The organism is Rhodoferax sp. GW821-FHT02C08, from assembly GCF_059421805.1.
Genome location: NZ_JBWKVR010000036.1, coordinates 1 through 23,195 on the forward strand (window position 1 = coordinate 1; position 23,195 = coordinate 23,195).

General features: G+C 62.2%; 22 protein-coding genes and 1 tRNA gene. 16 read left to right on the forward strand and 7 right to left on the reverse strand.

Annotated features, from left to right (window positions below):
• Positions 1 to 135: 135 nt before the first annotated feature.
• Positions 136 to 1,332, reverse strand: a complete 1,197-nt coding sequence (locus tag AC07VY_RS25165; protein WP_495099928.1) for an amino acid aminotransferase — start codon at positions 1,330 to 1,332, stop codon at positions 136 to 138.
• Positions 1,333 to 1,562: 230 nt separating this feature from the next.
• Between AC07VY_RS25165 and AC07VY_RS25170 the strand changes: the two genes are divergently transcribed.
• The 11 genes from AC07VY_RS25170 to AC07VY_RS25220 all read left to right on the forward strand — a co-directional run bounded on the left by AC07VY_RS25170 (position 1,563) and on the right by AC07VY_RS25220 (position 10,989).
• Positions 1,563 to 2,228, forward strand: a complete 666-nt coding sequence (locus AC07VY_RS25170) for an ion channel (RefSeq protein WP_495074460.1) — start codon at positions 1,563 to 1,565, stop codon at positions 2,226 to 2,228.
• Positions 2,229 to 2,343: 115 nt separating this feature from the next.
• The gene (uvrB, locus tag AC07VY_RS25175) at positions 2,344 to 4,446 is read left to right on the forward strand and encodes an excinuclease ABC subunit UvrB (protein WP_495074459.1); all 2,103 of its coding nucleotides are present in this window, start codon (positions 2,344 to 2,346) and stop codon (positions 4,444 to 4,446) included.
• A 229-nt stretch (positions 4,447 to 4,675) separates the two neighbouring features.
• On the forward strand, positions 4,676 to 5,212 hold the full coding sequence (gene iscR / locus AC07VY_RS25180) for a Fe-S cluster assembly transcriptional regulator IscR (protein WP_490590051.1): 537 nt from the start codon (positions 4,676 to 4,678) through the stop codon (positions 5,210 to 5,212).
• Positions 5,213 to 5,284: 72 nt separating this feature from the next.
• On the forward strand, positions 5,285 to 6,502 hold the full coding sequence (locus AC07VY_RS25185) for an IscS subfamily cysteine desulfurase (RefSeq protein WP_495099927.1): 1,218 nt from the start codon (positions 5,285 to 5,287) through the stop codon (positions 6,500 to 6,502).
• 23 nt (positions 6,503 to 6,525) lie between these two features.
• Entirely contained in the window at positions 6,526 to 6,924 is a 399-nt protein-coding gene (gene iscU / locus AC07VY_RS25190; RefSeq protein WP_490590049.1) for a Fe-S cluster assembly scaffold IscU, read from the forward strand.
• A 1-nt stretch (position 6,925) separates the two neighbouring features.
• Complete coding sequence (gene iscA / locus AC07VY_RS25195) at positions 6,926 to 7,249, forward strand: iron-sulfur cluster assembly protein IscA (protein WP_495074457.1); 324 nt, start codon at positions 6,926 to 6,928, stop codon at positions 7,247 to 7,249.
• A 62-nt stretch (positions 7,250 to 7,311) separates the two neighbouring features.
• Positions 7,312 to 7,845 (forward strand): Fe-S protein assembly co-chaperone HscB, encoded by a 534-nt coding sequence (hscB, locus tag AC07VY_RS25200; RefSeq protein ID WP_495099926.1) that lies wholly within the window; start codon positions 7,312 to 7,314, stop codon positions 7,843 to 7,845.
• A gap of 37 nt (positions 7,846 to 7,882) precedes the next feature.
• Positions 7,883 to 9,739, forward strand: coding sequence for a Fe-S protein assembly chaperone HscA (hscA, locus tag AC07VY_RS25205; protein WP_495099925.1), 1,857 nt, complete (start codon positions 7,883 to 7,885; stop codon positions 9,737 to 9,739).
• Position 9,740: 1 nt separating this feature from the next.
• Entirely contained in the window at positions 9,741 to 10,079 is a 339-nt protein-coding gene (fdx, locus tag AC07VY_RS25210; RefSeq protein WP_495074454.1) for an ISC system 2Fe-2S type ferredoxin, read from the forward strand.
• Positions 10,080 to 10,145: 66 nt separating this feature from the next.
• The gene (gene dnaQ, locus AC07VY_RS25215) at positions 10,146 to 10,865 is read left to right on the forward strand and encodes a DNA polymerase III subunit epsilon (RefSeq protein ID WP_495099924.1); all 720 of its coding nucleotides are present in this window, start codon (positions 10,146 to 10,148) and stop codon (positions 10,863 to 10,865) included.
• 49 nt (positions 10,866 to 10,914) lie between these two features.
• Positions 10,915 to 10,989 (forward strand) — tRNA-Val (locus tag AC07VY_RS25220).
• Positions 10,990 to 11,177: 188 nt separating this feature from the next.
• Here AC07VY_RS25220 and AC07VY_RS25225 read toward each other — a convergent pair.
• Complete coding sequence (locus AC07VY_RS25225) at positions 11,178 to 12,308, reverse strand: enoyl-CoA hydratase/isomerase family protein (protein WP_495099923.1); 1,131 nt, start codon at positions 12,306 to 12,308, stop codon at positions 11,178 to 11,180.
• A 164-nt stretch (positions 12,309 to 12,472) separates the two neighbouring features.
• Between AC07VY_RS25225 and AC07VY_RS25230 the strand changes: the two genes are divergently transcribed.
• Together AC07VY_RS25230 and AC07VY_RS25235 are read left to right on the forward strand one after the other, a co-directional pair.
• Entirely contained in the window at positions 12,473 to 13,414 is a 942-nt protein-coding gene (locus AC07VY_RS25230; protein ID WP_495099922.1) for an ABC transporter permease, read from the forward strand.
• Positions 13,415 to 13,424: 10 nt separating this feature from the next.
• The gene (locus tag AC07VY_RS25235; protein WP_495099921.1) at positions 13,425 to 14,276 is read left to right on the forward strand and encodes an ABC transporter permease subunit; all 852 of its coding nucleotides are present in this window, start codon (positions 13,425 to 13,427) and stop codon (positions 14,274 to 14,276) included.
• On the opposite strand, the gene AC07VY_RS25240 is transcribed toward AC07VY_RS25235, so the two are convergent.
• Positions 14,273 to 15,181, reverse strand: coding sequence for a LysR family transcriptional regulator (locus AC07VY_RS25240; RefSeq protein ID WP_495099920.1), 909 nt, complete (start codon positions 15,179 to 15,181; stop codon positions 14,273 to 14,275). The two genes, AC07VY_RS25235 and AC07VY_RS25240, sit on opposite strands and share 4 nt — an antisense overlap.
• A gap of 96 nt (positions 15,182 to 15,277) precedes the next feature.
• Between AC07VY_RS25240 and AC07VY_RS25245 the strand changes: the two genes are divergently transcribed.
• The gene (locus AC07VY_RS25245) at positions 15,278 to 16,819 is read left to right on the forward strand and encodes an MFS transporter (protein WP_495099919.1); all 1,542 of its coding nucleotides are present in this window, start codon (positions 15,278 to 15,280) and stop codon (positions 16,817 to 16,819) included.
• Positions 16,820 to 16,880: 61 nt separating this feature from the next.
• Here the strand turns inward: AC07VY_RS25245 and AC07VY_RS25250 are convergent, their stop codons facing one another.
• The 4 genes from AC07VY_RS25250 to AC07VY_RS25265 are packed head-to-tail and all read right to left on the reverse strand — an operon-like array spanning position 16,881 to position 21,935.
• On the reverse strand, positions 16,881 to 17,936 hold the full coding sequence (locus AC07VY_RS25250) for a lipocalin-like domain-containing protein (RefSeq protein ID WP_495099918.1): 1,056 nt from the start codon (positions 17,934 to 17,936) through the stop codon (positions 16,881 to 16,883).
• On the reverse strand, positions 17,936 to 20,515 hold the full coding sequence (locus AC07VY_RS25255; protein ID WP_495099917.1) for an FtsX-like permease family protein: 2,580 nt from the start codon (positions 20,513 to 20,515) through the stop codon (positions 17,936 to 17,938). The genes AC07VY_RS25250 and AC07VY_RS25255 overlap by 1 nt, the downstream gene beginning before the upstream one ends.
• A gap of 17 nt (positions 20,516 to 20,532) precedes the next feature.
• Entirely contained in the window at positions 20,533 to 21,312 is a 780-nt protein-coding gene (locus AC07VY_RS25260; protein WP_495099916.1) for an Hpt domain-containing protein, read from the reverse strand.
• A complete protein-coding gene (locus AC07VY_RS25265; protein WP_495099915.1) occupies positions 21,279 to 21,935 on the reverse strand; it encodes a response regulator in 657 nt (218 codons plus the stop codon). The genes AC07VY_RS25260 and AC07VY_RS25265 overlap by 34 nt, the downstream gene beginning before the upstream one ends.
• 119 nt (positions 21,936 to 22,054) lie before the next feature.
• On the opposite strand from AC07VY_RS25265, the gene AC07VY_RS25270 reads away from it, so the two are divergent.
• On the forward strand, positions 22,055 to 22,417 hold the full coding sequence (locus AC07VY_RS25270) for a response regulator transcription factor (protein WP_495074443.1): 363 nt from the start codon (positions 22,055 to 22,057) through the stop codon (positions 22,415 to 22,417).
• A gap of 31 nt (positions 22,418 to 22,448) precedes the next feature.
• The gene (locus AC07VY_RS25275; protein ID WP_495099914.1) at positions 22,449 to 23,192 is read left to right on the forward strand and encodes an HD-GYP domain-containing protein; all 744 of its coding nucleotides are present in this window, start codon (positions 22,449 to 22,451) and stop codon (positions 23,190 to 23,192) included.
• Positions 23,193 to 23,195 lie beyond the last annotated feature (3 nt).

A 23,195-nucleotide genomic window follows, 5' to 3' on the forward strand; every position in this document is an offset into this window, starting at 1 on the left:
AACTGGATGAAACACCAGTATGGCGCATCTGAACCAAAATTCAAGTCTGTCTGAGGCAGGTAGCTAATCAGGGAAAATAGCTACTGACGCAGGCAGAACCTGCGCGAGTAGCTATTTATTTAGGAGCGGTCTGGTTTAGACCACTTTGGCGATGGACGCGCAGACGTAGTCGATGTTCTTGCTGTTCAGCGCGGCCACGCACATGCGGCCGGTGTCGGTGCCGTACACGCCGAACTCGGTGCGCAGGCGCACCATCTGGTCCTTGCTCAGGCCGGAGTAGCTGAACATGCCGATCTGGCTGGTGATGAAGCTCATGTCTTGCTTCACGCCGGCAGCCTTCAGGCCGTCCACCAGCTTCTGGCGCATGGCCTTGATGCGCACCCGCATTTCACCCAGTTCGCTTTCCCACTGGGCGCGCAACTCGGGGGTGTTCAGCACCGTGGCCACGACGGTGGCGCCGTGGATTTGCGGGTTGCTGTAGTTGGTGCGGATGCAGATCTTCAGCTGGCTCAGCACGCGGCTGGCTTCTTCCTTGGATTCGCAGAGCACGCTCAGGGCGCCCACACGTTCGCCGTACAGGCTGAAGCTCTTGCTGAACGAGGTGGACACCAGAAAGCTCAGGCCGGCGGCGACGAACTTGCCGATGACAGCGCCGTCTTCCTTGATGCCGTAGCCGAAGCCCTGGTAGGCCATGTCGAGGAAGGGGGTCAGGTTGCGGGCCTTGACCACGGCAACCACCTGGTCCCACTCGGCGGCGGTGATGTCGTAGCCAGTCGGGTTATGGCAGCAGGCGTGCAACACCACGATGGTGCCGGCAGCGGCTGCGTTCAGCGAGGCCAGCATGCCTTCAAAGTTGACACCGCGCTTGGCTGCGTCGTAGTAGGCATAGCTGTCGACTTCGAAGCCGGCGTTCTGGAACAGCGCGCGGTGGTTTTCCCAGCTCGGGTCGCTGATCAGCACCTTGGCTGTGGGGTTCAGCTTCTTCAGGAAGTCGGCGCCGATCTTCAGGCCGCCGGTGCCGCCAATGCCTTGCACGGTGACAGCACGGCCGGAGGTGACGGGTTCGGAGTCGGCACCGAAGACCAGGCCTTTGACGGCGCTGTCATAGGCGGCCACGCCGTCGATGGGCAGGTAGCCGCGTGCCTTGGGCGCGTCGGTCATTTGCTTTTCAACGGTTTGCACGCAGGCCAGCAGCGGCAGCTTGCCGTTGTCGTCGAAGTACACGCCCACGCCCAGGTTCACTTTGTTGGGGTTGGTGTCGGCAGCGAATTGCTCGTTGAGTCCCAGGATCGGGTCGCGCGGTGCCATTTCGACGGCGGTGAACAAAGACATGGAAAAAGTCCTATGGAGTTGGTCGGGGAAAGAGCTGGCCCGCTGCGCGAATCTGCGCGGAGGGCAGCCTTGAATTTTAGCCGCCAGCGCAGGGGGCGCCCTTGCCAATCCGGCATGGCCGCATGTGAGGCTGTATGTGAATACTACGTATTTGATAGCTGCTTGCGCACGTGTTGTCTGCGCTGGCGGCCAATTTCATGTGGAATTTGCGCTTGTTGGACAATCCTGCCATGCGTTATCTACGGCTTTATGCGACCACCCGGCGCCACCCATCTGCCATCTTGCTGCTGGTGCAGTTGCTGGGCATGGTGCTGTACCCCTTTATCGAGAACACGGCGGCCGGCCATATCGCCTTCGGTGTGTTTGGCATCGTGGTGCTGGCCATCACCACCCGCATGGTGCGGCGCACACCGGGGCTGGCCTGGGTTAGTGCCTGCATTGCGGCACCTGCGGTGGTGTTGCTGGCGCTGCAAGCCATGTTCGGCATGCCCCATCTGCTGCCTTGGTCGGCCGGGCTGGAGGCGGTGTTTTATCTGTATGCGGCGGGTAGCCTGATCGCCTACATGATGGCCGACCGGCACGCCAGTACCGACGAGTTGTTTGCCGCCGGCGCCACCTTCACCTTGCTAGCCTGGGGCTTTACCTATTTGTTCGTGATGGTTCAGGCGCTGCAGCCAGGCTGTTTCTCGGCCATGGTCAACCCCGGTGAGCCGCGCAGCTGGACGGAGTTGATGTTTTTAAGCTTTGCGCTGCTGTCCAGCACCGGCATTGGCGACGTGATTCCCATCACGCCGCATGCGCGTGCGCTGGCCAGCGTGGAGATGTTCACCGGGGTGATGTACCTGGCGGCCGTGGTTTCGCGTCTGATTGGTCTAACCCTGGTGTCGCGCACCTGAGTTTGATTTACCCCTGGATTATTCAGGTTTGAATAATTCAGCTGCTACGGTTTTGCCTGTATTCCTATACAGTATCGGGTTTTGCCGCTTTTGTTGCGATGGGAGCTTGCGCGCCATGACCGAAACCGTTTCCCTGTATCCATCTACCTCCCCCGAGCCGCCGGCGGGCGAGTTTGTCAGCTTCCCCGATTCGCCGTTTGAGCTGTTCATGCCCTACCCACCGGCCGGGGACCAGCCAGAGGCCATCCGCCTGCTGGTGGAGGGGGTGAACGATGGCGAGGTGTTCCAGACCCTGCTGGGCGTGACCGGTTCGGGCAAGACCTACACCATGGCGAATGTGATTGCCCGCCTGGGGCGGCCGGCCATCATCTTCGCGCCGAACAAGACCCTGGCGGCACAGCTGTATAGCGAGTTCCGCGAGTTCTTCCCGAAGAATGCTGTGGAGTATTTCGTCAGCTACTACGACTACTACCAGCCCGAGGCCTATGTGCCGCAGCGCGACCTGTTCATCGAGAAGGACAGCGCCATCAACGAGCACATCGAGCAGATGCGCCTGAGCTGCACCAAGAGCATCATCGAGCGGCGCGACGTGGTCATCGTCGCCACCGTCTCGGCTATCTACGGTATCGGCGAGCCCGAGAGCTACCACCGCATGGTGATGACGCTGCGCACCGGCGACAAGGTGGGCCAACGCGACGTGATCGCCCAACTGATCCGCATGCAGTACCAGCGCAACGACATGGAGTTCAGCCGCGGCAAGTTCCGCGTGCGCGGCGACACCATCGACGTGTTTCCGTCCGAGCATTCCGAGCTGGCCATCCGCATCGAGCTGTTCGACGACGAGATCGAAACCCTGCAGCTGTTCGACCCGCTGACCGGGCGCATTCGCCAGAAGATTCCGCGCTTTACCGTGTATCCCAGCAGCCACTATGTGACGCCGCGCGACAAGGTGTTGGCTGCTGTGGAGACCATCAAGATGGAGCTGTCCGACCGGCTGAAAGAGCTGGTCAGTGCGGGCAAGCTGGTGGAGGCGCAGCGGCTGGAACAGCGCACCCGTTTCGACCTGGAAATGCTGACCGAGATCGGCCATTGCAAGGGTATCGAGAACTACACCCGGCACCTGAGCGGCGCGGCACCCGGCCAGGCGCCGTCCACCCTGACCGACTATCTGCCCAAGGACGCGCTGATGTTCCTGGACGAGAGCCACATCCTGATTGGCCAGTTTGGCGGCATGTACAACGGCGACAGGGCGCGCAAGACCACGCTGGTGGAATACGGTTTTCGCCTACCCAGCGCACTGGACAACCGGCCGCTGAAGTTTGAAGAGTTCGAAACCAAGATGCGCCAGGCGGTGTTTGTATCCGCCACGCCCGCGCAATGGGAGAAGGACCATACCGGCCAGGTGGTCGAGCAGCTGGTGCGGCCTACCGGCCTGGTGGACCCGAATGTGGAGGTGCGCCCCGCCACCCACCAAGTGGACGATGTACTGCAGGAGATACGCATCCGTGTCGAGAAGAACGAGCGCGTCTTCATCACTACGCTGACCAAGCGCATGGCCGAGCAACTGACCGACTACCTGACGGAAAACGGCGTCAAGGTGCGCTACTTACACAGCGACGTGGACACGGTGGAGCGGGTGGAAATATTGCGCGACCTGCGCCTAGGTACCTTCGATGTACTGGTGGGCATCAACCTGCTGCGCGAGGGCTTGGATATTCCCGAGGTGTCGTTGGTGGCCATTCTGGACGCGGACAAGGAGGGCTTTTTGCGTTCCGAGCGCTCGCTGATCCAGACCATTGGCCGCGCCGCACGGAACTTAAATGGCCGTGCCATCCTCTATGCAGACAAGGTGACCGATTCGATGCGCAAGGCCATCGACGAAACCGAGCGCCGTCGCGCCAAGCAGATCGCCCACAACCTGGCGCAGGGCATTACCCCGCGCAGCATCGTCAAGCAGGTGAAGGATCTGATCGACGGGGTGTACAGCGAGAAATCTGGCCGCGAGGCCGAGAAGCTGGAGCAGGACGCCATCCAGCGCGCCAAGGTGGAGGAGATGGGCGAGAAAGACATCGCCCGCGAAATCAAACGCCTGGAAAAGCTCATGCTGGAGCATGCGCGCAACCTGGAGTTCGAAAAGGCGGCCCGTGTACGCGATCAGCTGTCGGTACTCAAGACCCAGGCTTTCGGTGCTTCCGGGCACGACAGCGTGGCGCTATAGCCGTAAAAAATACCCATCGTTCCAAAATAAGACTGATTGGTCTGCTTACCCGACGGATTCGATTGGGTTCTCTGCTACAATGGCACCTGTCAATAAAGAAAAACCAGCAGTTGAGGGCTCGCAATCGCTATGAAAGGCGATTGATAGCTGGAGGAAGAGGGGGTCAGGTTTGCGTTGTGCAGGCCGGCCCAATGTCAACACCAGTACAGCCAACCAGAAGGAGCTTGCGATGCGACTCACCACCAAAGGCCGTTTTGCGGTCACCGCGATGATTGATCTGGCCCTGCGCCAGAATAACGGCCCTGTCACCCTGGCTGCCATCAGCCAGCGCCAGCAGATTTCCTTGTCTTACCTGGAGCAGCTGTTCGGCAAGCTGCGCCGCCACGAGCTGGTCGAATCCACCCGCGGCCCCGGCGGCGGCTACACCCTGGCCCGTAAGGCCGCAGACATCACCGTTGCCGACATCATTGTGTCGGTGGACGAACCCATCGACGCCACCCAGTGCGGCGGCAAGGAAAACTGCCTGGGCGATGCCGGCCGTTGCATGACCCACGACCTGTGGGCCTCGCTGAATACACGCATGGTCGAATTCCTGGATTCCGTCAACCTGCAAAAGCTGGTCGACGACCAATTGGCCAAGGGTGTGCAGATCGAGACCAAGCCCATGGTCAAGCGCGCCATCTCCAGCCTGCCCGTGGTCAAGCCCATGCGCATCACCGGGCCTAATTCGGTATTCGCCCTGGGCAATGTATTTGCCAAGTCGTGATGGCTGACATGTTTTTGCAGCCCCATTTTTCAACCGTGCTTTTTCAAGCCAGCCGCCACTGAGAGCTAGCCAATGGACACCCCACATTTCCCGATTTACATGGACTACAGCGCCACCAACCCTTGCGACGAGCGGGTAGTGGATGCCATGATTCCCTGGTTGCGCGAGCATTTCGGTAACCCGGCCTCGCGTAGCCACGCCTGGGGTTGGGAGGCCGAAGCCGCCGTGGAAAAGGCGCGTGAGCAGGTCGCCGCGCTGATTGGCGCCGACCCGCGTGAAATCGTCTGGACCTCGGGTGCCACCGAGTCCAACAACTTGGCATTGAAGGGCGCCGCCCAGTTCTACAAGACCAAGGGCAAGCACATCATCACGGTCAAGACCGAGCACAAAGCCGTGCTGGATACCTGCCGCGAGCTGGAGCGCCAAGGCTTTGAGGTGACCTATCTGGATGTGCAGCCCGACGGCCTGATCAATCTGGAAGTCTTCAAGGCAGCCATCCGCCCCGACACGATTCTGGCCAGCGTGATGTTCGTGAACAACGAAATCGGCGTGATCCAGGACATTGCCGCCATCGGCGCCATCTGCCGTGAAAAAGGCGTGATCTTCCACTCGGACGCGGCGCAAGCCACGGGCCGTGTCGAATTTGATGTGTCGAAGCTGCCCGTGGATTTGATGAGCCTGACCTCGCACAAGACCTATGGCCCCAAGGGCATTGGCGCCTTGTTCGTGCGTCGCAAACCGCGCATCCGCCTGGAAGCGCAAATGCACGGCGGTGGCCACGAGCGCGGCATGCGTTCCGGCACCTTGCCCACGCACCAGATCGTCGGCATGGGCGAGGCCTATCGCATTGCCAAGGAAGAAATGGCGGTTGAGAACGTGCGTATCAAAGCCTTGCACGACCGCATGCTGGCCGGCCTGAAGGGCATTGAGCAGGTGTTCATCAACGGCCATGAAACGCAACGTGTGCCGCACAACCTGAACATGAGTTTCAACTACGTCGAAGGCGAATCGCTGATCATGGGCATCAAGGGTCTGGCCGTGTCCAGTGGCTCGGCGTGCACTTCGGCCAGCCTGGAGCCCAGCTATGTGTTGCGTGCCCTGGGTCGTAGCGACGAGCTAGCCCACAGCAGCCTGCGCATGACCATCGGCCGCTGGACCACCGAGGCCGACATTGACTACGCCGTCGATACCATCAAAGTCAATGTGGCCAAGCTGCGTGACCTGAGCCCTTTGTGGGAAATGTACCAAGATGGTGTGGACATCAGCACCATCCAATGGGCTGCCCATTGATTTGAATTGAAGAGGTAAACACCATGGCTTATTCTGAAAAAGTGGTAGACCACTATGAGAACCCCCGTAACGTGGGTTCGTTCGAAAAAGGTGACGACAGCGTAGGTACCGGCATGGTCGGTGCCCCCGCTTGCGGCGACGTGATGAAGCTGCAGATCAAGGTCAACCCCGTGACCGGTGTGATCGAAGACGCACGTTTCAAGACCTACGGCTGCGGTTCAGCCATTGCCTCCAGCTCGCTGGTGACCGAATGGGTCAAGGGCAAGACGCTGGACCAGGCCGCGGCCTTGAAGAACAGCGAAATCGCTGAAGAACTGGCCTTGCCGCCAGTGAAGATCCACTGCTCCATCCTGGCCGAAGACGCCATCAAGGCAGCGGTCAACGACTACAAGCAGAAACACGGAGCCGCCCAGGCCCACTGATATGGCTGTGACTTTGACAGAGGCCGCCGCCCGGCACGTGACCCGCTACCTGGCCAAACGTGGCAAGGGTGTGGGCGTGCGTCTGGGTGTCAAAACCACCGGCTGTTCCGGTCTGGCCTATAAGCTCGAATACGTGGACGAGTTGGCTGCGGAAGACGTGATTTTCGAAGGCCACGGCGTGAAGGTGCTGGTCGATCCCAAGAGCCTGGCCTATATCGACGGCACTCAGCTGGACTATGTGCGTGAAGGCCTGAACGAAGGCTTCAAGTTCGAAAATCCGAACGAGCGCGACAAATGTGGCTGCGGAGAAAGCTTCCGGATTTAACGGCTGCGCTCCGAACACCAACCGCCCGTGCCCTGTGTGCTGGCGGTTTTTTCTTGGCACCTATGAACCTCCAATCCAACGACTTCGAGCTGTTTGAAATCCCCGTGCAGTTCGCGCAGGACCATGCGGCCATGCAGGCGCGCTGGCAGGCCTTGCAGCGCGAAGCGCACCCGGACCGCTTTGCTGCCCAGGCCGGTGCCGCGCAGCGCGTGGCCATGCAGTGGTCGGTGCGCATCAACGAAGCCTGGGCCCGGTTGAAGGACCCGCTGAAGCGGGCCGCCTACCTGTGTGAGCTGCATGGCGCACCCATCCAGGCCGAAAACAACACAGCCATGCCATCCGCCTTTCTGATGCAGCAGATGGAATGGCGCGAAGCCTTGGATGACGCCGATAGCGCTGCGGCCTTGGAGGCCTTGAACACCGAGGTGCTGCAGGCCCGGCGCGACATCCTGGCCCGATGTGCGCAATTGTTGGATGTGGCGCATGACTATGCGGCCGCTGCCCAGCAGGTGCGGGCGCTGATGTTCATAGAGCGCTTTGCCAGCGACGTGGACGACCGCCTCGACGCAATGGTTACAGCTCCCAAGGGACAATAAGCGTCCCAGATCCCCGCGAACAGATTACAAAAATTCCATGGCGCTTCTTCAAATTTCCGAACCCGGCCAGTCGCCCGACCCGCACCAGCGCCGCCATGCCATTGGTATCGACCTCGGCACCACGCATTCCCTGGTGGCTACCGTGCGTAGCGGCGAGGCCGTGTGCCTGCCCGATGAACAAGGCCGCATCATCTTGCCCAGCGTGGTGCGCTACCTGGCAGGTGACAAGCGCCAGATCGGCTATGACGCCCTGGCCGCGCAGGCCACGGACCCGGAAAACACCATCGCTTCCGTCAAGCGTTTCATGGGTCGAGGTTTGGCCGACATCGCCCAGCGTGAAAAGCTGCCTTATACATTCATCGACAAGTCCGGCATGGTCAGTTTGCAGACCGTGCACGGCGAGAAATCGCCGGTTGAGATCAGCGCCGAAATACTGGCGACCCTGCGTTTTCGTGCCGAAGACAGCTTCAATGACGATGTCTACGGCGCGGTGATCACCGTGCCCGCCTACTTCGACGATGCCCAGCGCCAGGCCACCAAGGATGCGGCCCAGCTGGCTGGCCTGAACGTGCTGCGCCTGATCAACGAGCCTACAGCGGCGGCGATTGCCTATGGTTTGGACAATGCCAGCGAAGGCATCTATGCGGTGTACGACCTAGGCGGCGGCACCTTCGATATTTCCATACTGCGCCTGAGCCAGGGTGTGTTCGAGGTCATCGCCACCGGTGGCGACGCGGCCCTGGGCGGTGATGACTATGACCGTGCCTTGGCCGACTGGGTGCTGGCGCAAACCGGTCAACAGGCGCTTACCGCATCCGACAAGGTGGCGATGCAAGTCGCAGCCCGGGCTTGCAAGGAAGCCCTGTCTGCTACAGATTTGGTAGCTTTCAGTGCAGATATTTCCTGCGCCAGCGTGCGATTGGATGTAAAGAAATCAGACTTCGAAGCAGCTACCGCGCAGCTGACCGCGCGCACCATGGTTGCGGTGCGCAAGGCTTTGCGCGATGCCAAGCTGACCGTGGAAGAAGTGCAGGGCACGGTGATGGTTGGCGGCTCCACCCGCATGCCGCAGGTGCAGCAGGCGGTGGCCGCTTTCTTTGGCCGCACACCGCTGACCAACCTGAACCCGGATGAAGTGGTGGCCTTGGGCGCCGCCATCCAGGCAAACCAGCTGGCCGGCAACAGCGGCGCCGATGATTTGTTGCTGCTGGATGTGATCCCGCTGTCGCTGGGTATTGAAACCATGGGCGGTCTGGTCGAGCGCATCGTGCCGCGCAACCAGACCATCCCCACCGCAATGGCACAGGACTTCACCACCTACCAGGACGGCCAGACCGCGCTGGCGCTGCACGTGGTGCAGGGCGAGCGCGATCTGGTGGCCGATTGTCGCAGCCTTGCCCGCTTCGAGCTGCGCGGCATTCCGCCGATGGCGGCCGGTGCAGCGCGCATCCGCGTTACCTTCACCGTCGATGCCGATGGCCTGCTGAGCGTGGCCGCGAAAGAGCAGGGCAGCGGCGTGGAAGCGCAGATCACCGTCAAGCCGTCCTACGGCCTGAGCGACGAACAGATTGCGCGGATGCTGCAAGACAGCTTCAGCACCGCCGCACAAGATATGCAAGCCCGCGCCCTGGTCGAAGCCCGCGTGGACGCCGACCGCATGCTGCTGGCCACGCACAGTGCGCTGGCCGCCGATGGCGATTTGCTGTCGGCCCAAGAGCGCGCGGAGGTGGATGTGCTGCTTGCCGAGCTGGTGCAGGCCAAGGCCCTGAGTGATGCCAAGGCGGTTGAAGCCGCGACCAAGCGTGTGGCCGAAGGCACAGAAGCTTTTGCCGCCGCCCGCATGAACCGGGGCATACAGCATGCCCTGTCCGGTAAGAACATAGAAACGATCTGATATGCCCGTCATCAAAATACTGCCCCATCCCGAATACTGTCCGCAGGGCGCCGAAATCAGCGCGCCGGCTGGCACGTCCATCTGCGAAGCGATGCTGGACAACCACATCAACATCGAGCACGCCTGCGACATGAGCTGCGCCTGCACCACCTGCCACGTGATCGTGCGCGAGGGCTTTCAGTCGTTGGGCGAGCTGGACGAGAACGAAGAAGACCTGTTGGACCGCGCTTGGGGCCTGGAGCCGAATTCGCGCCTGGGTTGCCAGGCTTTGCTGGCGCAGCAAAATGTGACTGTGGAAATTCCCAAGTACACCATCAACCACGCCAAAGAAAACCATTGATGAAATGGGCTGCTGGCGTAGTTTCTATCTGCGCCAGTAGCTATCAATAGAGTAGCACCTACCGCCATGCGCCAGATCATTCTCGATACCGAAACCACCGGCCTGTCTGCCGCAGGTGGCGACCGCATACTGGAAATTGGTTGCGTCGAGCTGCAGCACCGCAAGCTCACCGGCAACCATTTCCACCAGTACATCAACCCTGAGCGTGACAGCCATGAGGATGCACTGCGGGTGCACGGCATCACCACCGAGTTCCTGCGCGACAAGCCCAAGTTTGCCCAGATCGTGGATGCCTTTCTGGAGTACTGCAGCGGCGCGGAAATCATCATCCACAACGCGTCCTTCGACGTGGGCTTTCTGAACAAGGAGCTGGAGCGCCTGGGCAAGCCGCCGCTGAGCCATTACGTCAGCGGTATCGTCGACACCTTGGCCATGGCCAAGGAGCTGTTCCCCGGCAAGCGCAACTCACTCGATGCCTTGTGCGACCGCCTGGAGGTGGACAACTCGGGCCGTACCCTGCACGGCGCCTTGTTGGATGCCGAGCTGCTGGCCGATGTCTACATCAACATGACGCGCGGCCAGAACGCGCTGATGATCGATGTGGGCAGTGAAGAGGCCGAAGTGGGCGTCGCAGCCATACCGCGCATGGACTTGAGTGGCTTTGTGTTGCCGGTACTCGACCTCAGTGAAGAAGAGGCCGCCGCCCACCAGGATGTGCTCAAGCAAATCGATAAATCTAGTGGCGGGAAAACAATTTGGCGAAACCTCGAAAAAGATGTTGTATAATTTGAGGCTTACCTGATAAGAATAAAACTTAAGGTTTTATACGGTTTCAGGGCGATTAGCTCAGGGGTAGAGCACTGCATTCACACTGCAGGGGTCGCAAGTTCGAAACTTGCATCGCCCACCAGATCAAGCCTCCCAAGTCATTGACTTGGGAGGCTTTTTTATTTCCGATTGGGGCGTTTTTTATGATGCGATGCTGCAAGGGCCATCAGAGAACTCCCCCGTTGCTCACTCATGGATTGAGCTGACAGGAGCCGGGATGTTCCGGGCGTCCAAGTCACGGCGGGCGCTATTTTTTAATGCCGCAAAGCTTCAGCGCAGTGTTTCCAGCGGGTGTGGGCCGTGAAAATGCGGTTGAAAATGCGCTTCTATCCATGGCGGCGTGATGTCTTCCAGCGTGGCGGGTGTCCAGCGCGGGTTCCGGTCCTTGTCGATCAACAAGGCGCGTATGCCTTCCGCCAAATCCGGGTGGGCGCAGCAGCCCAGGGATACGCTGTACTCCAGCCTGAACACCTCGGCCAATGACATGTGGCGCACGCGCTGCCAAAGCGCAAAAGACAAGGCGGCGGACGTGGGTGAGCCATGCTTGAAGCTGCTTGCTGCCTGGTCCAGCCAGGTGTCGCCGCTGCACAACGTGCGCAGACGGGCGGCAATGTCCAGCAGATCCTCGCCCGCCATGAGTGCCTGGATGCTGTCCCAGTGCGTACGAACGTGCGAAACAGGCAGGCTGTCGCGAGCGTGTTCGGTCAGGCTGGTGAGCAGGCGCGACAACTGGCTGCGGTTTTGTGCAGCGTCGTTGCTCCAATGGCTTGCGGCGATGCTGGTTTGTAGTTCATCGCGCGTATGCGCTCCCACATGGAAGTCGGCCAGTCCACAAAACAGTGCATCGGCCGCATTCAGGTGTGCGCCGGTCAGCGCCAGGAACAAGCCCACACGTCCTGGCATGCGGCGCAGTATCCAGCTGCCACCCACGTCGGGGTAGAGGCCAATGCTGATCTCCGGCATGGCGAGTTTGCTGCTGCTGGTGACCACGCGGTGCGAGGCGCCGGCCATTAGCCCAATGCCGCCGCCCATGACGATGCCCTGGCCCCAGCAGAGTAGAGGTTTGGGGTAGGTATGGATGGCATAGTCCAGCGCGTATTCCTGGGCGAAGAAGGCCTCTGCATGCGGATTGGCACCGCTGCCGCAGTCGCGCAGAGTCTGGTACAGGCCGCGCAGGTCACCGCCTGCGCAAAAGGCTTTTTCACCGCTACCTTGCAGGATGACGCCTACGACCTTCGGGTCACTGGCCCAGTGCTGCAGGGCAGGGGCCAGGCGCTGCACCATGGCCAGGGATAGGGCATTCAAGGCAGCAGGCGTGTTCAGTGTTGCCACGCCAAAGCTGCGGCCATCGGCGGTGGGCAGCGTATCCAGCAGAACGACTTCGGAGGGGTTGGGTGTCATGGTTGGGGCCTGGAAATAGGGGTTTCGTGCCAGTGGCTGCAGGCAGAGCATGCAGAGGTATGGATTTTGCTCATTTGTGGCGCTGGGTGCTCAGCCTACCTGCATGCCCCAAATTCCACGCCAGGCTTGGCGGATATGGCGATTTCTAGAATAAAGTTCGGTATATGAATCTACCCCCATGGACCCGATTGCTGCCCGGTGCCCGCTTTGTCATCGGCGTGCCGTATTTTTGGCTGGCCCTGTTTTTTGTGGCGCCGTTTTTGATACTGGTACGTATCAGCGTGACCGATATGGGCAATGGCATCGATCCATTTGCCCCGTTGCTCAGCGCGGTGGACGGTGTTTGGCACATCGTCCTGAAGTACCAGAATTACCTGTCTATCTTCGGTGAACCATCGGAAGACGGGCACATGGTGTGGGGCCAGACCATTTACATCGAGGCCTATGCCACATCCCTCAAATACGCGTTCTGGACCACGGTGCTGTGCCTGTTCATCGGCTATCCGTTCGCCTATTTCATTGCCCGCGCCAAGCCCGGCGCACAAGTGCCTTTGTTGATGATGGTGATGCTACCGTTCTGGACCTCGTTCCTGCTGCGTGTCTATGCCTGGAAGGGCATCCTGGCAGACCAGGGCGTGCTGAACAATCTGCTGATGTGGCTGGGCATTACCCACGAGCCCATCCAGATGCTTTATACCGATGTGTCCATGCTGGTCGGCATGACCTATGTCTACATCCCGTTCATGATCCTGCCGCTGTACGCTACGCTGTCCAAAATGGATACGCGGCTGCTGGAGGCCGCTTATGACCTGGGCGCCACGCCGTGGAGCGCCTTCTGGCTGGTGACGGTGCCGCTGAGCAAGGCGCGCATCATCGCCGGTTCTATGCTGGTGTTCATTCCCGCGGTGGGCGAATTTGTCATTCCGTCGCTGCTGGGCGGTGCAGAAAATCTCATGATTGGCCGCGTGGTGTGGGACGAAATGTTCAGCAGCAACAACTGGCCGCGCGCTTGCGCGCTGGCGATCGTGATGATCCTGTTCATCCTGGTGCCTATGGCGGTCTACAACCGCTACAGCGATGCCCACAACCCGACCGGAAAGGCCTGAGGTGCACGCGATGACCCGGCCCTTTCAGCGCCTCATGCAACGCCATTTCGGCCGCTTCTGGCTGGCGGCGGTATATCTTTTCCTGTACCTGCCACTGGTGTTTTTGATTGTTTTCTCGTTCAACAGCACGCGCCAGGACGGGGTTTTCACAGGATTTTCCTTGCGCTGGTACACGGCTTTGATGGGCGATTCACGGCTGGTGGACGGCTTCTTTCTGTCGCTCAAGGTAGCGGTGATCACCGGCACCTTGTCTACCGTGCTCGGTGCTTTTGCGGCCTTTGTGATGGTGCGCTTTCTGCGCTTCAGGGGGCGCACGCTGTTTGCGGGTCTGGTCAGCGCACCCCTGGTGATGCCGGAGGTGATCATTGGCCTGTCGCTGTTGCTGCTGTCGGTGGCGGTGCAGCGCAGCCTGGGCTGGCCCGATCGCGGCGCTGTCACCATCGTGCTGGGCCACACCTTGCTGGGCATGGCCTATGCCACGGTTGTGATCAGCGCACGCCTGCGTGAAATGGACCGTTCGATCGAAGAGGCGGCCATGGACCTGGGTTGCCGTCCTTCCCAGGTGTTCTTTCTGGTGACGCTGCCGAACATAGCGCCTTCGCTGATGGCGGCCTGGATGCTGACCTTCACCCTGTCGTTTGATGACGTGGTGGTTTCGGAATTTCTCTCCGGCCCCGGTGTGACCACTTTGCCGCAGGTGATCTTTGGTTACGCCCGGCGCGGCGTGAACCCGTCCATCTACGCGGCTGCCGCGATTCTGATCACCGTGGTGTCCATCGGCATCATCTTCTACAGCGCCTATGTGGTGCGCAAGGAAGCCCGGCGTCTGCGCGACATCCAGGTGGCTTCCGCTGCCGGCTAAGTCTTGCCCTGCGGGGCAAACAACCTGGGCGCCATGTAGTCCACAAACGCCCGTAGCTTGGGCGACAGCTGGCGGCTGGACGGCCACAGCATCCAGAAGTCGCCGCCGTACTGCGTGTGTTCCGGCAGCACGGCTTGCAATGCGCCGCTCTGCAGGGCTTCACGCGTCAGAAAGTCCGGCATATAGGCAATGCCCATGCCGGCAATGCAGGCCTCCAGCATGGCCTCCATGTTGTTGCACACCAGCGTGGCCGGAGCGGTGGCGGCCTCGTCCCTGTTGAGTTGCCATTCCTGCAGCTTGCCGCTGGTCGGGAAGCGGTAACGCAGGCAGGCATGGCGTGCTAGATCGTCCGGCTGCGGCGGTGTACCGGCTTGTTGCAAATAGCTGTCTGCGGCGAACAGCAGGTGGCGAAACGGCCCCAGTTTGCGCGCCACCAGGGCAGAGTCTGGCATCCCGCCGCTGCGTATCACCACGTCCAGCCCGTTTTCAATCACATCCACCATACGGTCGTTGAAATCCAGCTCGAGCTCGATTGCTGGATAGCGCCGGCCGAACTCGGGCATGTGCGGCAGCAGAAAGCGGTAGCCGATCACTGGCAGGCTGACGCGCAGCCGGCCCTGGGGCTCCTGGGCCGACTGCAGCATCATGGCGCGCGCGTCGTTCAGGTCGTCCAGGATGCGCCGGGCCCGCTCGTTGAACACCTCGCCCTCGGCCGTCAGCCGGATGTGGCGGGTGCTGCGGTGGAACAGGCGCACGCCCAGTTGCGCCTCCAGCTTGGCTACGTTCTTGCCCACCGCAGACGCGGAAATGCCCAGCAGACGCCCGGCTGCCACAAAGCTTCGGGTATCGGCTGCCCGCACGAACGAGGTCAGGCCGGCGAGATTGTCAAAACTGGTATCGCTCAATTCACAACTTTCACTCCGTAAATAGTGGAGTTTCAAATGGTTTATCTCTGATTAGAACGTAAATACGATGGAGTTCACTTTTCACTTGCGAACACCATGGCATCTTCAGTACTTTCTTCCATCCCTGCGCGCCAGCGTTTGGCCCTATTGCTCAGCGTCTGCCTGGCGGCATTGGCCATGCCCTTGTCCTTTACCGGCCCGGCCCTGGCGCTGGGTGCTATCCACCAGGACCTGGGCGGTAGTCCGGTGGCCTTGAACTGGGTTACCAATGCCTTCATGCTGGCCTTTGGCGCCTGCCTGATGGCCATGGGTGCGCTGGCCGATACACATGGGCGGCGGCGCGTGTTCCTATGCGGTCTGGCGCTATTTGTGCTGGCCTCGCTGGCCTGGACCGTGGCCCCAGGCATCACCAGCTTCAACCTCCTGCGGGCCTTGCAGGGCCTGGGTGCGGCGGCGGCATTGGCCGGTGGTGGCGCCGCACTGGCACAGGCATTTGACGGCCCGGCCAGAACCAGGGCGTTCAGTTTTCTCGGCACAACTTTTGGCGCAGGCCTGGCGTTTGGCCCCTTTCTGGTGGGCCAGCTGATGGCGTTTGCGGGTTGGCGCAGCTTTGGGCTGTTGCTGGCCCTGGTGGGCGGGTCGGCTGCCAGCCTGGCCGGTAGATGTATGCCCGAGTCGCGCGACCCGCAGGCAGCGGGGCTGGACCTGCGAGGCGCTATGACGTTTACCGGTGCTTTGGGCCTGTTTACCTTGGCCGTGCTGCAGGCTCCGGCCTGGGGCTGGGCCGATGGCGCGACCTTGGCGTGTTTTGCCGCATCGGCCCTGCTGCTGTATGGTTTTGTGCGCACGCAGCAGCAGGCGGCGCGGCCCATGCTGGACCTGTCGCTGTTTCGCTACCCGCGATTTGTGGGGGTGCAATGTCTGGCTGCTGCGCCAGCCTATGCCTATGTGGTGCTGCTGGTCTTGCTGCCGTTGCGCCTGGTCGGTATCGAAGGCCATAGTGCCGCCGATGGAGGCCGTATCTTGATGGCCTTGTCCGCGCCCATGCTGCTGGTACCGCTGTTGGCGGCGTACCTGACGCGCTGGTTCTCGGCCGGTGCACTGTGCGGCAGTGGGTTGCTGGTGTGCGCTACCGGTCTGCTGTGGCTGGGCCACTGCCCAACGGGCAGTACTGGGCTGGCGCTGGCCGCGCCATTGTTGTTGATCGGTTGCGGCATCAGCCTGCCCTGGGGCTTGATGGACGGCCTGGCCGTCAGTGTGGTACCCAAGGAGCGGGCCGGTATGGCCACCGGCATTTTCGGCACGGTGCGGGTGGCGGGCGAGGGCGTAGCTTTGGCTCTGGTGGCTGCCGTGCTGGTCGGTCTGGTGGAACATCAGCTGACCCCACTGGTCGGGTCGATAGCGGCATCGTCAGCGGTGGCGCAGCAGCTGGCGACTGGCAATCTGGCGCAGGCCCAGGCGGCTTTGCCGGGCGTGGCGGCAGACGCGCTGGTGCAGGCCTATGGCCAGGCCTTCAGCCTGCTGCTGTACGGCCTGGCAGGGGTGACGGTGCTGACGGCCGGGGTGGTGTTTGCGTTTTTGCGCGAGCCAAGGACTGTTGCAGTGTCCCAAGTGCTTACAAGCGATTTAAGCCGCTAGCGCAGGTAAATACTGCGCTAGCAGCTATCAATTGCATAGTGAAATGGTGTCCGCGCCGTGTTCACATGCGCAGCGTGTCTGCGTAGCCCGTCATCTCCAGATAGCCACGCCCGACCAGCCGGCCTTGCGCGTCCAGCAGGCGGCTCAGGCCTTCCCAGTAGATGGCGCCCGTGGACCCACGGCTGTCCAGTTCCTGGTCGTCCAGCATGGCTTGCACGGTGAAGCGGGCTTGTGGGGTTTGCAGTGTCCATTCCACCGGGTAGCTGGCTTGGCTGTGCGGGCTGGTCCAGCGGCGCAGCGGGCTGAATTGCACCTCGCCAGGCTGGAAGATGCTCAATACCCCCTGCGCCGTGCGGAACGAGCCGCCGTCCCACAGCGTGCTGCCGTCCTTGCGGCGGATGCGGAAGGCGGTGAGGGCGCTGCCGTCTTGCAGGTTCATGCCCAGCCAGTCCCAGCCGGCGGCCTCGGGCGCCAGGTAGGCCTGGCTCCACTCGTGGTCCAGCCAGGCTCGGCTGGCGTCTGTGTCGATTACAAAACGCTGGCCTTGCAGTTGCAGATGGCCGCTGACAGCCAGCTGCGGCTGGCTGACGTAGTAGCTGGCCTGGTCGGGCTGCGGGCCTTTGCGCGACAGGCCTTGTTGGCCCTGTAGCAGCAGCGGCTGGGTAGGCGCCAGCTGCAGATGTAGGCCAAAGTCCTGTGTCGGCAGCTCGGCATGGTATTGCTCGCCGGTGCGGACCAGCGACCAGTCGCGCAGGCGCACGGCGGTGTCGGTCTCGCTAGCTTCGGCAATGCCGAAACCGGCGCGGGCAATGCGCTGGTCGTGCCAGAGTTTTTGACCCTGCACGTCGGTGATGGCGGCGTGGGCAAACAGCAGCTGCTTGGCTGCGAAGCGCGAAGTCATGCCCTGCGTGGCGGCCACGCGGCTGCGGAAGAAGGTCAGCTGAAAGCCGAATTCGCGTGTGCCTGAGATAGCCCGGCCGGTGATGTACCACCACTCGGTGCCGAAGTCCGGGTGGCTGCCCAGGTCGCGGGGGAACTGCATATGGGCCGGGGGCAGGGCCCAGGCCGGATAGGCCAGGCCCGCCAAAGCCAGGGCAAGAAGATGGCGGCGCTGCATTACCAGTCCTCCTTCACGGCCAGCACCGCGTCCTGGCCGGCGGCGGCGCGCCCGGCCAGCCAGGCCGTTACCGTACCGGCCAGCACCACGGCGGCGCACAGGGCCAGCAGGCGCAACCAGGGCACCCACAGGTCCATGGTCCAGTGGAAGCTTTGCGGGTTGACCACGAACACCAACACCATGGACACCGCCAGTCCCAGCGCCAGGCCGGCGATGGAGCCTATCAGCGTCCAGGCCGCGCCCTCACCGGCGACCACGGCCAGGATTTGCGTGCGTGTTAGCCCCAGGTGCGCCAGCAGGCCAAATTCCTTGCGCCGGGCCAGCACCTGCGCACTGAAGCTGGCCGCCACGCCGAACAGGCCTATGCCAATGGCCACCGCCTGCAGCCAGTAGGTCACGGCAAAGCTGCGGTCGAAGATCTTCAGCGAGATGGCGCGGATCTGGCGGGCGGACGAGAACTCCAGCGCCTCGGCCACGCCGGCAGGTGCCAGCGTGCGGATGGCCTGCTGCACCGCTTCGGGCTGCGCGCTGTCTTGCAGCCACAGCGCCATGTCGTTGACCTGGCTGTCGCCGCCCAGGCGGATGTACTCGGCCTGGTCCATTGCAATGGCGCCAAATTGCCGCGCATAGTCGCGCCACACGCCTGCTACAAAAAAAGTAGCTGCTGGCGCAGATGATTCGTGCGCTAGCGCCTCAAAAGACTTGGAAAGTGGGGCGAACGCCGTGCCCGGTCGCGCGCCGTACAAATCCACCATGGGCTCGCTCACATAGATGCCGATTTGCCCCGCAGGCACGGGCAGGGCCGGGCCTACCAGCGGCAGGCTGCGCGCCGGGTCGCCGATGCTGCGGGCCAGCAGCGTCACGGTGGGTTGGCCCGGTGCCAGTAGCAGGGAGCGTATGCGCAGGCTGCTGGCGCGCTGCACGCCGGGTGCTTGCGCCACGGCCTGCACAAAGCTGGGCGGCAGGGCCAGCGCGTCGTTGCCCGCACCGCTGCTGCCGCTGCGCAGGTACAGGTCGGCCGGCAGCACCACGTCCAGCCACTGCACCATGGAGTCGCGGAAGCTGGCGACCATCACCGTCAGCGCCACAGCCAGGCTTAACGATGCCACCACGCCGCTAACCGCCACGGCCGCGCTTTGGCGCACCCGGCGCGCACGTTCTATGGCCAGCATGGGCAGTAGCCGGTGCGCCAGCAAAGGCGCCAGCCGGTCATACAGCGCAGCAATCAGCCAGGGCAGGGCGGTAATGCCACCCACCAGCAATAGCGCCACAGAGACGTAGGCGCCTAGCGGGATACCGAACATCGGCGGCAGGCAGGCCAGCAGCAGGCCCAGGCCCAGCAGGGCCAGGCTGACCCAATGTGTGCCGCTGCGGCCCAGGTCGGCACCCAGGCCTTTGAGGGTTTGCGCCGGCGGCAGGTGCTGGGCCGCGCGGGCTGGCCACCAGCCGCCCACCAGGGCTGCGGCAACGCCCAGGCTGCCATAGGCAAGTGCCGCCCAGGTGTTCCATTGCAGTGGTGGGGCCACCCCAGAAAAGTAGCCACCGCCCAGGTCGCCACCCAGCCAGCGCAGCGCCAGCGCGGCCAGGCCGGTGCCCAGCGCCAGGCCTGCCAGGCTGCCGATAATGCCCAGCACCAGCGACTCCATGAGCACCAGCTGCAGCCGCTCGCGCCCGGTCAGGCCCAGCACACCCAGCAGCGCGAACTGCTGTGCCCGCTTGGCCACGCTCAGCGATAGCACTGAAAACACCAGAAACGCCCCGGTGAACAGCGCCACCAGGGCCAGCACCGTCAGGTTGACGCGGTAGGCGCGCGACAGGTTGTCCACCCGCTGGGCCGCATCGCCCGGCTCGGCGGTGGTGATGCCCGGCGGCAGCGCCAGTGCGCGCAACAGGGCCGCCCGGTCGGTACCGGGGCGCAGGCGCAGGTCGATGCGCGACAGCTGGCCCAGGCGCTGGAATGTTTGCTGGGCCGCGCCAATGTCCATCACCACCAGGGCCGGGCCGGTAGCGTTCACTGTGCCGGCCACGGTCAAGGGCGTGGCAGCGCCCGCCAGCTGCAGCGTGTGGTGGTCCCCCAGGGCCTGGCGGGCGGCGGGGTTCAGAAAGATGGTGTCAGGCGCGAACAGGGCCAGGCGCTCCGCCTGGGCTGCGGGCACGGGCATCAGGCCCGGCGCGACCGCGCTGACCACCAGGGCATCCACGCCCAGCAGCTTGATGGGGATGCGCTGGCCGCCGGTATCCATGGCAAAGGTAGACAGCTCCAGCACCGGGCTGGCCACGGCCACATCCGGGTGCTGGGCTACGCGGGCAAAAATGTCCTCGTCAAAATGGCTTTGGCTGGCGCGCAGCTCCAGGTCGGGCTGGCCGCCCACCGAGCGCACCGCGCTGGAGAATTCGCTCAGGGCCGATGCATTGATGAGCTGTACCGAGAACGCCAGCGCCACGCCCAGCATGACGGCGATCACGGCGGCGGCATTGCGCCAGGGGTGGTGCTTCAGCTCCTGCCAGGAAAAGCTTTGCAGCAGTGCGCGCAGCGGCGAGGAGAGGGTTGACGGCGGGTGGGCTGGCATGCCAGCCATGATAGTTGCCGGGCCCGTCAAGCCGGGCTGACCAATGCCTGCAACTGCGTGCGCAGCCCGCTCCAGCCTTGTAGTGCCGGTTCGGCCTGGCCGGTATGGCAGAGGTTCTCCAGCGCCCAGGCCTGGGCCGACAGATCGGCATAGCCCAGGGTTTGCAGCACGCTTTTCAGGCTGTGGGCCACACGGCGCAGGGCGGGCAGGTCCAGCGGCGCGCAGGCGGCGTTGCCGGCTTGGATATCGTGCGGGAACTGCAGCAGGCAGGCGGCGCGGTAGCTGTGGAACAGCTCCAGGTCACCCGCGAAATAGGTATCGGCGGCGTGCTGGTCGTCTGGCGCTGGAGGATTGGCAGGCGGTGGCGCCACCGCGCTGTCGGTAGGCGGCGCGTCGTTCAGGGCCTCCATCACGCTGTCTTCCAGCAGTTGCAAAGACACGGGCTTGGACAGCATGCGCCACACATTCAAAGGGGCCAGCTTGGCGCGGACTTCCGGGGTCAGGCCGGCACTCAGAACCATGGTCCTGGCCTGGGCCAGCAGGGCGGGCGTGCGTTGCAGGTATTGCAGCAGGTCAACGCCGGAGGCGCCCGATAGCATCAGGTCGGTAATGATGAGCTGGACCTGCGTACCGGCCAGTATTTCCAGCGCGGCTGGTACGCCATCGCATTCCAGCAGTTGGAGCGGCAGCTCTTCCAGGGCCATGCGCACAAAACGCCGCAGCAGCGGGTCGTCTTCTACCAGCAGTACGCGCGGCGTGTCCATGCCGTTGGTCAGGGCGCCAGCTGCTGCAGGTTTTGCAGGCACTGCGTGAGCAGCGGCGGCAGTTCGGCGACCAGGCGGGGTTTGTGCACCACGGGTACGCCATCCAGCGCAAAGGCGTAGGGCGTGAGTTCGCTGGGGTCCAGCGAGGTGATGACGATGACCTGCAAATTTCTGAACAGCGGGTTGGCGCGCAGGCCGGTCAGCAGGGTGGCACCGTCAATGCCAGGCAGCAGCAGGTCCACCATCAGCACGTCGGGTTGGAACTGCCCGGCCATGATCAGCCCGGCAATGCCATCGGATGCGGTGCGCAGCTCCAGCGCCGGGAACTGCCGCTGCAGCAGCAACGTGACCAGATTCTGGAAGTGCATGGAGTCTTCTATCAGCAGCACCTTGGTGGGCACGCTGCCACCATGGCGAGGGGCGTCCTGTACTGGGGTGGCCGTGCTGTCACCTGTGCGGGCGGCCTGGCCGCCAGCCCGCCAGCGCTCCACCGATTGCCGGGAAATCCGGCGGTGGCCACCGGGTGTTTTCCAGGCTTGTAGTTCACCCCGGTCCACCATGAGTTGCACGGAGCGCACCGCCAAGCCCAGCATGCGCGCCACGTCCAAAGTCGTGAGGTTGTCACCGGGGGGGAGGGTGGTAGTAGTCTGAATATCAGTGTCCATTTGCGGATTCTAACGAATGCATCAGCTTTTGTTAATTAATTCACTTGAAAATGATAATTTCGGAATATATGATATGTCCATCGCGTTTTTAATCTTTCTATCGTTTCAAGAGCCGCAAAATGAAAAAAATACTGATCGTGGATGACCATGCTGATATCCGTCGGTTGATCCGTATGACTTTGGAATTCGAAACCTACAACGTTTTCGAGGCCGAGGACGGCGAGAGTGCACTGATGATGGCCATGCAGGAGCAGCCCGACCTGGTGTTGCTGGATGTGATGATGCCTGGCTCGGTGAACGGCTTGGAGGTATGCGGTACGCTGAAGTCGCTGCCCAAGGCACCGCGCATTCTGCTGCTGACGGCCCGTGGCCGCAGTGAAGACCTGGAGGCGGGCCTGAAGGCTGGCGCCGACGCTTATATGGTCAAGCCCTTCAGTCCACTGAAATTGATGGAAACGATAGACCAGCAGTGGGAAGCATGAGTCCGCTGGCCGTGTTGCGAAAGAGTACAACATGACTACCCTGGGCGGAAACAGCTTCTCTGACTCTGCAAGTCTGCAGATGCAAAAACTCATCGAGGATTTTGGCCGTATGTACCGGGAGCGGAATGAGGCCTTGGAAGAGGTGGCGCGTGCCCACCACGAGGCCTTGTTTCGTTTGTCATTGGCCGCCGATCTGAAGGACGACGACACCGGGGTGCACATCATTCGTATGGGCTATCTTTCCGAGGCCTTGGCCTTGGTGCTGGGCCAGAGTCCGGCCATGGCCCGCATGTTGCGTAAAGCAGCGCCCATGCACGATATTGGCAAGATCGGTATACCTGACGCTGTGCTGAAGAAGCCTGGCGCATTTTCTCCGCTGGAGCGCGCCTCCATGAACCAACATTCGGAAATGGGGGCCGAGATTCTGGGGCGTTCGCGTATCCCGCTATTCCAACTTGCGGCTGAATTGACCTTGGCCCACCATGAGCGTTGGGACGGTACGGGCTATCCTGCGGGCCTGCAAGGTGAAGCCATTCCATTGACGGGGCGTATCGTGGCGGTGGTCGATTTTTTTGATGCACTGACCATGGACCGTTGCTACCGCCGTGCTTTTGCCGACGATATTGCATTGCAGATGCTGAAGGAGCAGCGCGGCCTTGCGTTTGACCCCCACATCGTGGATATATTCCTTGCCAATGCGCAGACCTTCATCAGCCTGCGTGACGACATCAACCGTACCCGCCCTAGCTTTAACCAACTGGTCGACAACGTCTGAAAT

Excerpts from the sequence above, each read along its gene's own strand:
- AC07VY_RS25165 (WP_495099928.1), bottom strand. The coding sequence starts at position 1,332 with ATGTCTTTGTTCACCGCCGTCGAAATGGCACCGCGCGACCCGATCCTG.
- AC07VY_RS25170 (WP_495074460.1), top strand. The coding sequence starts at position 1,563 with ATGCGTTATCTACGGCTTTATGCGACCACCCGGCGCCACCCATCTGCC.
- uvrB (WP_495074459.1), top strand. The coding sequence starts at position 2,344 with ATGACCGAAACCGTTTCCCTGTATCCATCTACCTCCCCCGAGCCGCCG.
- iscR (WP_490590051.1), top strand. The coding sequence starts at position 4,676 with ATGCGACTCACCACCAAAGGCCGTTTTGCGGTCACCGCGATGATTGAT.
- AC07VY_RS25185 (WP_495099927.1), top strand. The coding sequence starts at position 5,285 with ATGGACACCCCACATTTCCCGATTTACATGGACTACAGCGCCACCAAC.
- iscU (WP_490590049.1), top strand. The coding sequence starts at position 6,526 with ATGGCTTATTCTGAAAAAGTGGTAGACCACTATGAGAACCCCCGTAAC.
- iscA (WP_495074457.1), top strand. The coding sequence starts at position 6,926 with ATGGCTGTGACTTTGACAGAGGCCGCCGCCCGGCACGTGACCCGCTAC.
- hscB (WP_495099926.1), top strand. The coding sequence starts at position 7,312 with ATGAACCTCCAATCCAACGACTTCGAGCTGTTTGAAATCCCCGTGCAG.
- hscA (WP_495099925.1), top strand. The coding sequence starts at position 7,883 with ATGGCGCTTCTTCAAATTTCCGAACCCGGCCAGTCGCCCGACCCGCAC.
- fdx (WP_495074454.1), top strand. The coding sequence starts at position 9,741 with ATGCCCGTCATCAAAATACTGCCCCATCCCGAATACTGTCCGCAGGGC.
- dnaQ (WP_495099924.1), top strand. The coding sequence starts at position 10,146 with ATGCGCCAGATCATTCTCGATACCGAAACCACCGGCCTGTCTGCCGCA.
- AC07VY_RS25225 (WP_495099923.1), bottom strand. The coding sequence starts at position 12,308 with ATGACACCCAACCCCTCCGAAGTCGTTCTGCTGGATACGCTGCCCACC.
- AC07VY_RS25230 (WP_495099922.1), top strand. The coding sequence starts at position 12,473 with ATGAATCTACCCCCATGGACCCGATTGCTGCCCGGTGCCCGCTTTGTC.
- AC07VY_RS25235 (WP_495099921.1), top strand. The coding sequence starts at position 13,425 with ATGACCCGGCCCTTTCAGCGCCTCATGCAACGCCATTTCGGCCGCTTC.
- AC07VY_RS25245 (WP_495099919.1), top strand. The coding sequence starts at position 15,278 with ATGGCATCTTCAGTACTTTCTTCCATCCCTGCGCGCCAGCGTTTGGCC.
- AC07VY_RS25250 (WP_495099918.1), bottom strand. The coding sequence starts at position 17,936 with ATGCAGCGCCGCCATCTTCTTGCCCTGGCTTTGGCGGGCCTGGCCTAT.
- AC07VY_RS25255 (WP_495099917.1), bottom strand. The coding sequence starts at position 20,515 with ATGGCTGGCATGCCAGCCCACCCGCCGTCAACCCTCTCCTCGCCGCTG.
- AC07VY_RS25265 (WP_495099915.1), bottom strand. The coding sequence starts at position 21,935 with ATGGACACTGATATTCAGACTACTACCACCCTCCCCCCCGGTGACAAC.
- AC07VY_RS25270 (WP_495074443.1), top strand. The coding sequence starts at position 22,055 with ATGAAAAAAATACTGATCGTGGATGACCATGCTGATATCCGTCGGTTG.
- AC07VY_RS25275 (WP_495099914.1), top strand. The coding sequence starts at position 22,449 with ATGACTACCCTGGGCGGAAACAGCTTCTCTGACTCTGCAAGTCTGCAG.